The following is an 11,496-nucleotide window of genomic DNA, read 5'->3' as shown; positions in this document are numbered from 1 at the left end:
GATGGACCACCTCCAAGACCGCTGCGTCCTCGTGCTCGGCCTCGGCGAATCCGGGCTGGCCATGGCGCGCTGGTGCGCGCAGCACGGCGCGCAGGTGCGCGTGTGGGACTCGCGCGAGCAGCCGCCCGGTGCGGCCGTGCTGCGGGCGGAATGGCCGCAGGTGCGCATCGACGGCGGGGCGCTCGTGCCCGCCGCCGCGCTCGAGGGCGTGGACCTGGTGCTGAAGAGCCCCGGGCTGTCGCCGCTCGACGAGCGCGTGGCGCCGCTGCTGGCCGAAGCCCGCGAGGCCGGCATCGCGGTGCAGGGCGAGCTCGACCTGTTCGCGCGCGCGCTCGCCGAGCTGAAGGCCACGCGCGGCTACGCGCCGCAGGTGCTGGCGATCACCGGCACCAACGGCAAGACGACCACGACCGCGATGACGGCGCTGCTCGTCGAGCGCTGCGACCGGCGCGTGGCGGTGGCCGGCAACATCGGCCCGACGATGCTCGACACGCTGGCCTCGCTGCTGGCGCAGGAGCCGGCGCCCGCCGCCGCGGCGCAGGAGGGGGCGCAGGACGCAGCGTCCGACGCCGGTGCGGCGCCGGAGGCGGAGCCCGTGTCCGGGCCGCTCGACGCCGACACGGCGGCCGATGCGGCTGCCGAGCCCGACTCCGAACCGGCCGCGCTGCCCGACGACGCGCCGCTGCAGCTCGCGCCCCCGCCGCCGGCGGCGCCGGTGTTCGAGGTGCTGCCCGAGGTCTGGGTGCTGGAGTTGTCGAGCTTCCAGCTCGACGGCGTGCGCGGCTTCGAGCCGACCGCGGCGGCGATCCTCAACCTCACGCAGGACCACCTCGACTGGCACGGCCACATGAAGGCCTACGGCGAGGCCAAGGCCCGCATCTGGGGCGAGCACGCGACGCTGGTCGTCAACCGCGACGACCCGGCGGTCGAGGCGCTGGTGCCGGCGCCGCGCAGCGTGAAGGTGGCGAAGGGCCGGCCCGCGCGCGTGATCGAACGCAAGGTCGTGCGCTTCGGCCTGGAGGCCCCCCGAGCGCCGGGCGACTTCGGGCTCGTGACCGAGAACGGCATCGCCTGGCTGGTGCGGGCGCTGGAGGCCGATCCCACCGAGAAGCGCCGCAAGGGCGAGGCGCCCGAGATCCACCTGCAGCGGCTGATGCCGGCCGATGCGCTGCGCGTGCGCGGCCGCCACAACGCCGCCAACGCGCTCGCCGCGCTGGCGCTGGCCACGGCGGCCGGCTGCCCGCTGGCGCCGATGCTGCACGGCCTGCGCGAATACCAGGGCGAGCCGCACCGGGTTGCGTTCGTGGCCCGCATCGGCGAGGTCGAGGCCTTCGACGACAGCAAGGGCACCAACGTCGGCGCGACCGTCGCGGCGCTGCTCGGCCTGGGTGCCGACCGTGCGCCGGGCCGGCTGGTGGCCATCCTGGGCGGCGACGGCAAGGGCCAGGACTTCACGCCGCTGGCCGCGCCGCTGGCCCGCCACGGGCGGGCGGTCGCGCTCATCGGCCGCGATGCCGGCACGATCGCCGCGGCGCTGGCGGGCGGCGCCGAGCCGCTGGCCCTGCCGATGCAGCGCCACGACACGCTCGAGGCGGCGACCGCGTGGTGCTTCGAGCAGGCGCAGCCGGGCGACGCGGTGCTGCTGAGCCCGGCCTGCGCCAGCCTCGACATGTTCCGCAACTACACCCACCGCGCCGAAGTGTTCGTGCAGGCGGTGCAGGCGCTGGCCGCCGAACGCGGGGAGCACCTGTGATGGGCAACAAGGTCCAGGCGATGCCGACGCTGCTGGCCGGCCTGCGCGAACGCCTCGGGGCGCTGCGGCCATCCTTCGGCCGCAAGGGCGACGACGACGGCAGCCACCGCGTGCCGGTACGCGACTGGGTGCCCAGCTCGTCGCGGCCCGCCGCCGTGCACGGCATCGACCGGGCACTGATCTGGGTCGTCGTCGGGCTGCTGGCGCTGGGGCTGGTGATGGTGTATTCGGCGTCGGTGGCGCTGCCCGACAACCCGCGTTTCGCCCGCTATGCCTCCACGCACTTCCTGACCCGGCACGTGGTGTCGATCGTGCTGGCCTTCGTCACCGCGCTGCTGGTGCTGCAGATCCCGATGAGCGTGTGGGAGAAGTGGGCGCCCTGGGTGTTCGTGGCGGCGCTGGTGCTGCTGGTGCTGGTGCTGATCCCCGGCGTGGGCAAGGGCGTGAACGGCGCCCGCCGGTGGATTCCGCTGGGCGTCATGAACTTCCAGCCCAGCGAGCTGGCCAAGCTGGGCATCGCGATGTACGCGGCCAGCTACATGGTGCGCAAGATGGATGCGCGGGAGAACTTCTTCCGCGCGGTGACGCCGATGGCCGTGGCGCTGGCCGTGGTCGGCATCCTGCTGCTTGCCGAGCCCGACATGGGGGCCTTCATGGTGATCGCCGCGGTGGCGCTCGGCATCCTGTTCCTCGGCGGCGTCAACGGCCGGATGTTCTTCCTCAGCGTGGCGGTGCTGGTGGGCGCCTTCGTGCTGATGATCGTGTTCAGCGAATTCCGCAGGCAGCGGATCTTCGCGTACCTCGATCCCTGGAACCCCGACTACGCGCAGGGCAAGGCCTACCAGCTGACGCACTCGCTGATCGCCTTCGGCCGCGGCGAGATCTTCGGCCAGGGCCTGGGCGGCAGCCTCGAGAAGCTGCACTACCTGCCCGAGGCGCACACCGACTTCCTGCTCGCGGTGGTGGGCGAGGAGCTGGGCCTGGTGGGGGTGCTGTCGGTGCTGGCGGCCTTCTTCTGGCTCACGCGCCGCATCTTCCACATCGGCCGCCAGTCGATCGCGCTCGACCGGGTGTTCGCCGGCCTGCTGGTGCAGGGCATCGGCATCTGGATGGGCGGGCAGTCGTTCATCAACATGGGCGTGAATCTCGGCGTGCTGCCCACCAAGGGGCTGACGCTGCCGCTGATGAGCTACGGCGGCTCCGCGATCGTGATGAACCTGATCGCGCTCGCCATCGTGCTGCGGGTCGACATGGAGAACCGGGCCATGATGCGGGGAGGGCGGCCATGAGCCACCTGGTCATCATGGCGGCGGGGACTGGCGGGCACATCATCCCGGGCCTGGCCGTGGCGCGCGAGATGCAGGCGCGCGGCTGGACGGTGAGCTGGCTCGGCACGCCCGCGGGCATGGAGAACACGCTGGTGCCCGCGGCCGGCATCCCGATGGACCGCGTGGGCTTCGCCGGCCTGCGCGGCAAGGGCCTGCTCCACACCGTGACCGGCGTGTTCCGGCTGCTGCGGTCCTTCGCCGAGAGCCTGTCCATCCTGCGCCGGCGCGATGCCGATGCGGTGCTGGGCATGGGCGGCTACGTGTGCTTCCCCGGCGGCCTGGTGGCCGGCCTGCTGCGCAAGCCGCTGGTGCTGGTGAACGCCGACGCGGCGCTGCTGATGTCGAACAAGAGCCTGCTGCCGCTGGCCGACCGCGTGGCCTTCGGCTTCGACGGCGCGGCGGCGGCGCGCACGCGGCGCGCGGTCGTCACCGGCAACCCGGTGCGGGCCGAGATCGAGGCGCTGCCGGTGCCCGCGCAACGCTTCGCCGGCCGCAGCGGCCCGCTGCGGGTGCTGGTGGTGGGCGGCAGCCTGGGCGCGCGCGTGCTCAACCAGACGCTGCCCGCCGCGCTGGCGCTGATCGATCCCGAGCGCAGGCCGGTCGTCACCCACCAGACCGGCGCGGCGCACGTCGAATCGGTGCGCGCGGCATATGCCGAGGCGCGGGTGTCGGCCGAGGTGCTGCCCTTCATCGAGGACATGTCGCGCCGACTCGCCGACTGCGACCTGGTGGTGTGCCGCGCCGGCGCAGTGACGGTGAGCGAACTGTGCGCCGCGGGCATCCCCAGCGTGCTGGTGCCGCTGATCGTCAGCACCACCTCGCACCAGCGCGACAACGCGCAATTCATGGCGCAGCACGGCGCGGCGATCCACCTGCCGCAGGCCGAGCTGTCGCCCGAAAAACTGGCCGCGCTGCTGCAGGAGACCGATCGCACGGCCCTGCAGGCGATGGCCGAGAAGGCCCACACGCTGGCGCGCCCCCGGGCCGCGGCGCGGGTGGCCGATGAGATCGAAAGGCTGGTTCAGCGATGAACAGCATTCACAAAAAAGGCCTGCGGGCCGAGCGCCGGGCCGCTCCCAAGCCGGCCCGAGCCAGCCGCGAGACGCGGCTGGCGCTCCAGGCGTCCATGCCGGCGCAGGCCGGCATGGAGCCGCGCCTGTCTCTCCCCTCGGGGGATCGGCAAACGTACTCGTTTGACGAGGGGCTGTCATGAAACACGCCGTCAAGCACATTCACTTCGTCGGCATCGGTGGCGCCGGCATGAGCGGCATCGCCGAGATCCTGCACAACCTGGGCTACCTGGTGTCGGGCTCCGACCAGAACGACAGCACCGTCGTGCGCCGCCTGGCCGAACTGGGCATCCGCGTGGCGGTGGGCCACGACGCCGCCAACATCGCGGGCGCCGAGGCCGTCGTCACGTCCACCGCCGTGCGCGGCGACAACCCCGAGGTGATCGCCGCGCGCTCGCGCCGCGTGCCGGTGGTGCCGCGCGCGGTGATGCTGGCCGAGCTGATGCGCCTGCGCAAGGGCATCGCCATCGCCGGCACGCACGGCAAGACGACCACCACCTCGCTCGTGACCAGCGTGCTGGCGGAGGCCGGCGTGGATCCCACCTTCGTGATCGGCGGCCGCCTCAACAGCGCCGGCGCCAACTCGGCGCTGGGCGCGGGCGAGTACATCGTGGTCGAGGCCGACGAGTCGGACGCCTCGTTCCTGAACCTGTCGCCGATCCTGTCCGTCATCACCAACATCGATGCGGACCACATGGACACCTACGGCCACGACTTCGCGCGGCTGAAGACGGCGTTCGTGGACTTCCTGCACCGCATGCCGTTTTATGGCGCGGCCATCGTCTGCGCCGACGACCCCGGCGTGCGGTCGGTGATCCCGATGGTGTCGCGCCCGGTCGTCACCTACGGCCTGGGCGAGGACGTGCAGATCCGCGCGGTCGACGTGCAGGCGCTGCCCGGCGGGCAGATGCGCTTCACCGCGCAGCGCCGCAACGGCGTGCGCATGCCCGACCTGGAGATCACGCTGAACCTGCCCGGCGAGCACAACGTGCGCAATGCGCTCGCGGCCGTGGCGGTGGCCACCGAGCTGGAGCTGCCCGATGCGCCGATCGTCAGCGCGCTGGCCAGGTTCGGCGGCGTGGGCCGGCGCTTCCAGCGCTACGGCGAGCTGCCGGCGGCCGAGGGCGGCACGTTCACGCTGATCGACGACTACGGCCACCACCCGGTGGAGATGGCCGCGGTGGTCGCGGCGGCGCGCGGCGCGTTCCCGGGGCGCCGGCTGGTGCTGGCCTTCCAGCCGCACCGCTACACCCGCACGCGCGACTGCTTCGAGGATTTCGTGAAGGTGCTCGGCACGGCCGACGCGGTGCTGCTGACCGAGGTGTACGCCGCCGGCGAAGCGCCGATCGTCGCCGCCGACGGCCGGGCGCTGGCCCGCGCGATGCGCGTGGCCGGCCAGACCGAGCCGCTCTTCGTCGACGACGTGGCCGAGCTGCCCGCCACCATCGCCAAGCAGGCGAAGGACGGCGACGTGGTGATCTCGATGGGTGCCGGCAGCATCGGCGCGGTGCCGGGCAAGGTGGTCGAGCTGGTGGGAGCGGGCGCATGACCATCGACGTGAAGGCGCTGGGGAAAACAGCGGTGCTGATGGGCGGCGATTCGGCCGAGCGCGAGGTCTCGCTGATGTCGGGCACCGGCGTGCTGAACGCGCTGAAGAGCCAGGGCGTGGAAGCCTATGCGTTCGACCCCTCGGTGCGCGAGCTGGCGGAGTTGAAGCACGAAGGCTTCGAGCGCGTGTTCATCGCGCTGCACGGCCGCCATGGCGAGGACGGCAGCGTGCAGGGCGCCCTGGAGCTGCTGGGCATCCCGTACACCGGCTCCGGCGTGATGGCCTCGGCCATCGCGATGGACAAGGTGATGACCAAGCGCGTGTGGCTGGCCGAGGGCCTGCCGACGCCGCGCTACGTCAACCTCGCGCCCGGCCAGCAGGGCCGCGAGCGCGTGCGCGCCGTGCCCGACGAACTGGGCCTGCCGCTGATCGTGAAGCCGCCGCACGAAGGCTCGTCGATCGGCGTGACCAAGGTGCAGGGCTACTCGCAGATGCAGGGTGCGGTCGAGCTGGCCGCGCGCTACGACGCCGACGTGCTGTGCGAGGAGTTCATCGAGGGCGAGGAAGTCACCTGCCCGGTGCTGGGCGAGGGCGACGACGCCCGTGCGCTGCCGGTGATCCGCATCGTGGCGCCCGAGGGCGCCTACGACTACCAGAACAAGTACTTCACCGACGACGTGCACTACCTCGTGCCCAGCGGCCTGCCCGAGGCCGAGGAGCGCGAGATCCAGCGCATCGTGCTCGAGGCCTACCGCACGCTGGGCTGCCGCGGCTGGGGCCGTGCCGACCTGATGGTGCGCGCCAGCGACCGCAAGCCCTTCCTGCTGGAGATGAACACGTCGCCGGGCATGACGGGGCATTCGCTGGTGCCGATGTCGGCCCGTGCCGCCGGCATGAGCTACGAGCAGCTGTGCCTGCACCTGCTGGCGGGCGCGCGGCTCGACGCGAAAGGGAGCGCATGAACCTGCCGCTGCCCAACGACGTCCGGCTCACCAACGCGGTGGCGAACACCGTGTTCGTGCTCGCCGGCCTCGTGCTGGCGGCTGCGGCGCTGGCCTGGGTGGCACGGCAGCCGGTGTTCACGCTGCGCGGCATCGTCGTCGACGGCGACCTGGCCCGCAGCAGCGTGGCGACGATCCGCGCCAACGCGATGCCGCAGCTGGCCGGCAACTTCTTCTCGATCAACCTGGCCGCGGCGCGCGCCGCCTTCGAGACGGTGCCATGGGTGCGGCAGGCCGTGGTGCGCCGCGTGTGGCCCAACCGCCTGGCCGTGACGCTGGCCGAGCACGAGGCCGCGGCGCTGTGGGAGGACGAGGCCGGCGACCAGCGCCTGGTCAACGTGCAGGGCGAGGTCTTCGAGGCCAACCTCGGCGACGTGGAGGACGATGGCCTGCCCACGCTGTCGGGCCCCGAGGGCAGTTCAGCCCGGCTGCTGGCGCTGTACCGCCGCCTCTCGCCCGCGCTGGAGCCGCTGGGCTCGCCGCTGGTGGCGCTGCGCCAGTCGGGCCGCGGCTCGCTCAAGGCCGAACTGGACAGCGGCGCCGCCATCGAGATCGGAAGAGGGACCGACGACGCCGTCGTCGAGCGCGCACAGCGCTTCGTGCGCACGCTGCCGCAGGTGATGGCGCAGTACCCGGGGCGCGCGCTGGAGTACGCCGACCTGCGGCATGCCGACGCCTACGCGCTGCGCATCGAAGGCGTCAGCACGCTCGCCGTGCCGCCGCCGCCGGCGCGGCCCAAGCCCGCCCCGCGGCCCGCGGCGCGGCAACGCTAAGAACATACCGGACACATCAGATGGCCAAGGAATACAAGGATCTCGTCGTTGGACTCGACATCGGCACCGCCAAGGTGATGGCGGTGGTGGCCGAGGTGCTGCCGAGCGGGGAGCTGCGCGTCGCCGGGCTGGGCGTCGCGTCGTCGCACGGCCTCAAGCGCGGCGTGGTGGTCAACATCGACGCCACGGTGCAGAGCATCCAGCAGGCCTTGAAGGAGGCCGAGATGATGGCCGACTGCAAGATCACCAGCGTCTACACCGGCATCACCGGCAGCCACATCCGCGGGCAGAACTCCACCGGCATGGTGATCGTGCGCGACAAGGAAGTGACGCCGGTCGACGTGACGCGCGTGGTGGAGACGGCCAAGGCCATCAACATCCCGAACGACCAGCGCCTGCTGCTGGTGGAGCCGCAGGAGTTCGTGATCGACGGCCACGAGGTGAAGGAGCCGATCGGCATGAGCGGCGGCCGCCTCGAGGTGAAGGTGCACATCGCCACCGGCGCGCAGAGCGCGGCCGAGAACATCATCAAGTGCGTGCGCCGCTGCGGGCTGGAGGTGAACCTGCTGGTGCTGAACCCCAGCGCCTCCAGCCACGCGGTGCTGACCGACGACGAGAAGGACCTCGGCGTCGCGCTGGTCGACATCGGCGCCGGCACCACCGACGTGGCGATCTTCACCGACGGCGCGATCCGCCACACGGCGGTGATCCCGATCGCCGGCGACCTGATCACCAGCGACATCGCGATGGCGCTGCGCACGCCCACGAAGGACGCGGAGGAGATCAAGGTCGAGTACGGCGTGGCCAAGCAGCTGCTGGCCGACCCGAGCGAGAACCTGGAAGTGCCGGGCCTGGGCGACCGCGCGCCGCGCATGTTGTCCCGGCAGGCGCTGTCGGGCGTGATCGAGCCGCGGGTGGAAGAGATCTTTTCGCTGGTGCACCAGGTCATCCGCGACAGCGGCTACGAGGAGCTGCTGTCGAGCGGGATCGTGATCACCGGCGGCTCGGCGGTGATGCCGGGCATGGTGGAACTCGGCGAGGACATCTTCCTCAAGCCGGTGCGCAAGGGGCTGCCGACGTACAGCGGGGCGCTGCACGACATGGTGGCCAACCCGCGCTCGGCCACGGTGATGGGCCTGCTCGAGGAGGCGCGGCTGGGGCGGGCGCGCGGGCACAAGGCGGCGGCGCAGGCGGGGTCGGTCGAGACCCTGTTCGGCCGCATCAAGGACTGGTTTTTCGGGGTGTTCTGAAGAAGAAGTAGGGGCCCGGCATGAGGCCCCGTGAGGTGTAGCAAACAGGCGGGACGCAAACAGCGTCGATTTGGATCAACGGCAACTGCAAGTTCAAGGAGTCAACAATGGCCATCGAAATGATCGAAGAATTCGACCAAGGCACTCAAATTCGCGTGATCGGCGTCGGTGGCGGCGGCGGCAACGCTGTCGATCACATGATCGCCAAGGGCGTGCAAGGCGTGGACTTCGTCTGCGCCAACACCGATGCGCAGGCGCTCAGCCGCAGCACGGCCAACAGCGTCATCCAGCTGGGCACGACCGGCCTGGGCGCCGGCGCCAAGCCCGCGGCCGGCCGCGCGGCCGCCGAGGAGGCGGTGGACCGCATCAAGGCGTCGATCGACGGCGCGCACATGCTGTTCATCACCGCCGGCATGGGCGGCGGCACCGGCACCGGCGCGGCACCGGTGATCGCGCGCGTGGCCAAGGAGATGGGCATCCTGACCGTGGGCGTGGTGACCAAGCCCTTCGAGTTCGAAGGCAACCGCCGCCTGAAGGCCGCCGACGAAGGCATCGCCGAGCTGGAAGCCAACGTCGACTCGCTGATCGTGGTGCTCAACGAGAAGCTGCTCGAGGTGCTGGGCGACGACATCACCCAGGAAGAAGCCTTCGCGCACGCCAACGACGTGCTGCGCAACGCGGTGGGCGGCATCAGCGACATCATCCACGTGCCGGGCCTGGTCAACGTCGACTTCGAGGACGTGAAGACCGTGATGAGCGAGCCGGGCAAGGCGATGATGGGCACGGCGCAGGCCGGCGGCCCCGACCGGGCCACCAAGGCGGCCGAGCAGGCCGTGGCCTGCCCGCTGCTGGAGGGGATCGACCTGTCGGGCGCCAAGGGCGTGCTGGTGCTCATCGCCGCGAGCAAGAACACCTTCAAGCTCGCGGAGAGCCGCAACGCGATGAACACCATCCGCCGCTACGCCGCGGACGATGCACACGTGATCTACGGCACCGCCTACGACGACAGCCTGGGCGACCAGCTGCGCGTGACGGTCATCGCCACCGGCCTGTCGCCGGCCCGCCGCCAGCAGGCGCCGATCACCGTCGTGCACAGCGCCCCGGCGCTGCGCACCGGCACCGACAACCTGCCGATCCTGAACAACGTGGCCCAGATGGGCGCGATGGGCGGCGGCGTGGGCGCGCCGATGCAGCACGACTACAGCCAGCTCAGCACGCCCAGCGTCTGGCGCAACGGCCGCACGCAGGCCGCGGCCAAGGTCGACGCGCTGGCCAGCAACGGCATGGACGAGATCGAAATCCCGGCGTTCCTGCGCAAGCAGGCGGATTGATTCGCCCACCCCCTACGGCCTGACGGCCGCCCCCTCGAGGGGGCAACACCAGCGGACCGGCGAAGCCGGATCCGCGGTGTTCGCTGGGTAGCGCCCGGACAGGCCTGACGAGGTCTGCCCGGGCGCATCTGCTTTGGCAGGCTGCTGTTGGTCGTACAGTGGCTGTTTTGGCGCCGCGTCGGCGCCGTGAGCGTTGACGAATGAGCGACTACGGATTCACCACCCGCACTGTGCATGCCGCATGCGATGCCGGCCAGGAGCACGGCGCGGTGCATGCGCCGATCCACACCTCGGTGCAGTACGGCTTCGAGAAGGTCGAGGACCTGATCGGCGTGTTCCAGGGCCGCATCAAGGGTGGCTTCAACTATGCGCGCCAGGGCACGCCGACGACGGCGATGCTGGAGTCCGTCGTCACCCGCATGGAAGACGGCATCGGCAGCGTGAGCTTCGCCACCGGCATGGCGGCCATCACCGCGGTGTTCCTGACGCTGCTGCGCGCGGGCGACCACATCGTCTCCAGCAAGTTCGTGTTCGGCAACACCAACAGCCTGTACGGCACGCTGGGGGACCTGGGCGTCGCGGTCACGAAGGTCGACACGTCCACGGCGGCAGCGGTGGAAGCGGCGCTGCAGCCGAACACCCGCATGGTGTTCGTCGAGACGCTGTCGAACCCCGGCACCCGCATCCCCGACTTCGACGGCATCGGCCGCCTGTGCCGCGAGCGCGGGCTGGTGTTCGTGGTCGACAACACCGTCACCTCGCCGTGGCTGTTCCAGCCGAAGACGGTGGGCGCGAGCCTGGTGATCAACTCGCTGACCAAGTCGATCGCCGGCCACGGCGACGCGCTGGGCGGCGCGGTCACCGACACCGGCCTCTTCGACTGGTCGGGCTACCCGAACATCTTCGCCAACTACCGCAGCGGCGACGCGCGGCAGTGGGGCCTGCAGCAGATCCGCAAGAAGGGCCTGCGCGACATGGGCGGGGCGCTGTCGTCGGACCATGCACACCGCATCCTCGTCGGTGCCGAGACGCTGGAGCTGCGCCTGCAGCGCACCAGCGCCACCGCGCTGGCGCTGGCCAAGCGGCTGCAGGCGCATCCGGCGATCGCGGCGGTGCACTACCCGATGCTGGAGAGCCACCCGCAGCACGCCATCGCGAAGAAGCACTTCCGCGCCGGCTCGTGGCTGCTGGCCTTCGAGCTGGCCGATCCGTCGCGCCTGGTGCCGGTGATCGACCGGCTGCGCCTACCCGTCAGCGCCACCGGCCTGGCCGACACCCGCACGCTGATCATCCCGGTCGCCCCGACCATCTTCTGGGAGGCCGGCGCCGAGGTGCGCGCCGACATGGGCATCGCCGACGGGCTGGTGCGGCTGTCGGTGGGGCTGGAGGACGAGGCCGACCTGATCGCCGATTTCGAGCAAGCCCTGGCCTGACGCAGGTT

At 71.5% G+C, this 11,496-nt stretch carries 9 protein-coding genes; all 9 read left to right on the top strand.

The features are described 5' to 3' along the window. The first annotated feature begins 1 nt into the window (after nt 1). The 9 genes from murD (at nt 2) to V4F39_RS13090 (ending at nt 11,488) form a co-directional block, all read left to right on the top strand. Nucleotides 2-1,753 carry a UDP-N-acetylmuramoyl-L-alanine--D-glutamate ligase gene (gene murD, locus V4F39_RS13130; protein WP_332289933.1) on the top strand — a complete coding sequence of 584 codons (1,752 nt, stop codon included), beginning with the start codon at nt 2-4 and terminating at the stop codon, nt 1,751-1,753. Beyond that, nucleotides 1,753-3,042, top strand: a complete 1,290-nt coding sequence (gene ftsW, locus V4F39_RS13125) for a putative lipid II flippase FtsW (RefSeq protein ID WP_332289932.1) — start codon at nt 1,753-1,755, stop codon at nt 3,040-3,042. The genes murD and ftsW overlap by 1 nt, the downstream gene beginning before the upstream one ends. Continuing rightward, entirely contained in the window at nt 3,039-4,112 is a 1,074-nt protein-coding gene (gene murG, locus V4F39_RS13120; RefSeq protein ID WP_332289929.1) for an undecaprenyldiphospho-muramoylpentapeptide beta-N-acetylglucosaminyltransferase, read from the top strand. The genes ftsW and murG overlap by 4 nt, the downstream gene beginning before the upstream one ends. A gap of 178 nt (nt 4,113-4,290) precedes the next feature. Next, complete coding sequence (gene murC / locus V4F39_RS13115; protein ID WP_332289928.1) at nt 4,291-5,700, top strand: UDP-N-acetylmuramate--L-alanine ligase; 1,410 nt, start codon at nt 4,291-4,293, stop codon at nt 5,698-5,700. Continuing rightward, nucleotides 5,697-6,662 carry a D-alanine--D-alanine ligase gene (locus tag V4F39_RS13110; protein ID WP_332289927.1) on the top strand — a complete coding sequence of 322 codons (966 nt, stop codon included), beginning with the start codon at nt 5,697-5,699 and terminating at the stop codon, nt 6,660-6,662. Before murC ends, V4F39_RS13110 begins: the two co-directional genes overlap by 4 nt. After that, nucleotides 6,659-7,474 (top strand): cell division protein FtsQ/DivIB, encoded by an 816-nt coding sequence (locus V4F39_RS13105; RefSeq protein ID WP_332289926.1) that lies wholly within the window; start codon nt 6,659-6,661, stop codon nt 7,472-7,474. The genes V4F39_RS13110 and V4F39_RS13105 overlap by 4 nt, the downstream gene beginning before the upstream one ends. Before the next feature lie 20 nt (nt 7,475-7,494). After that, nucleotides 7,495-8,724: a cell division protein FtsA gene (gene ftsA, locus V4F39_RS13100; protein ID WP_332289924.1), complete on the top strand. Its 1,230-nt coding sequence runs from the start codon at nt 7,495-7,497 to the stop codon at nt 8,722-8,724. 107 nt (nt 8,725-8,831) lie between these two features. Next, nucleotides 8,832-10,055 (top strand): cell division protein FtsZ, encoded by a 1,224-nt coding sequence (gene ftsZ / locus V4F39_RS13095; protein ID WP_332289922.1) that lies wholly within the window; start codon nt 8,832-8,834, stop codon nt 10,053-10,055. 200 nt (nt 10,056-10,255) lie between these two features. Beyond that, nucleotides 10,256-11,488 (top strand): cystathionine gamma-synthase family protein, encoded by a 1,233-nt coding sequence (locus V4F39_RS13090; protein WP_332289921.1) that lies wholly within the window; start codon nt 10,256-10,258, stop codon nt 11,486-11,488. Nucleotides 11,489-11,496: the final 8 nt, after the last annotated feature.

The organism is Aquincola agrisoli (assembly GCF_036621135.1).
GTDB lineage: Bacteria > Pseudomonadota > Gammaproteobacteria > Burkholderiales > Burkholderiaceae_C > Aquincola > Aquincola agrisoli.
Note: the sequence above shows the minus strand (reverse complement) of the source record. Positions and strands in the feature narration are given on the sequence as shown.

Excerpts from the sequence above, each read along its gene's own strand:
- ftsZ (WP_332289922.1), top strand. The coding sequence starts at position 8,832 with ATGGCCATCGAAATGATCGAAGAATTCGACCAAGGCACTCAAATTCGC.
- murG (WP_332289929.1), top strand. The coding sequence starts at position 3,039 with ATGAGCCACCTGGTCATCATGGCGGCGGGGACTGGCGGGCACATCATC.
- V4F39_RS13110 (WP_332289927.1), top strand. The coding sequence starts at position 5,697 with ATGACCATCGACGTGAAGGCGCTGGGGAAAACAGCGGTGCTGATGGGC.
- murD (WP_332289933.1), top strand. The coding sequence starts at position 2 with ATGGACCACCTCCAAGACCGCTGCGTCCTCGTGCTCGGCCTCGGCGAA.
- murC (WP_332289928.1), top strand. The coding sequence starts at position 4,291 with ATGAAACACGCCGTCAAGCACATTCACTTCGTCGGCATCGGTGGCGCC.
- ftsA (WP_332289924.1), top strand. The coding sequence starts at position 7,495 with ATGGCCAAGGAATACAAGGATCTCGTCGTTGGACTCGACATCGGCACC.
- V4F39_RS13105 (WP_332289926.1), top strand. The coding sequence starts at position 6,659 with ATGAACCTGCCGCTGCCCAACGACGTCCGGCTCACCAACGCGGTGGCG.
- V4F39_RS13090 (WP_332289921.1), top strand. The coding sequence starts at position 10,256 with ATGAGCGACTACGGATTCACCACCCGCACTGTGCATGCCGCATGCGAT.
- ftsW (WP_332289932.1), top strand. The coding sequence starts at position 1,753 with ATGGGCAACAAGGTCCAGGCGATGCCGACGCTGCTGGCCGGCCTGCGC.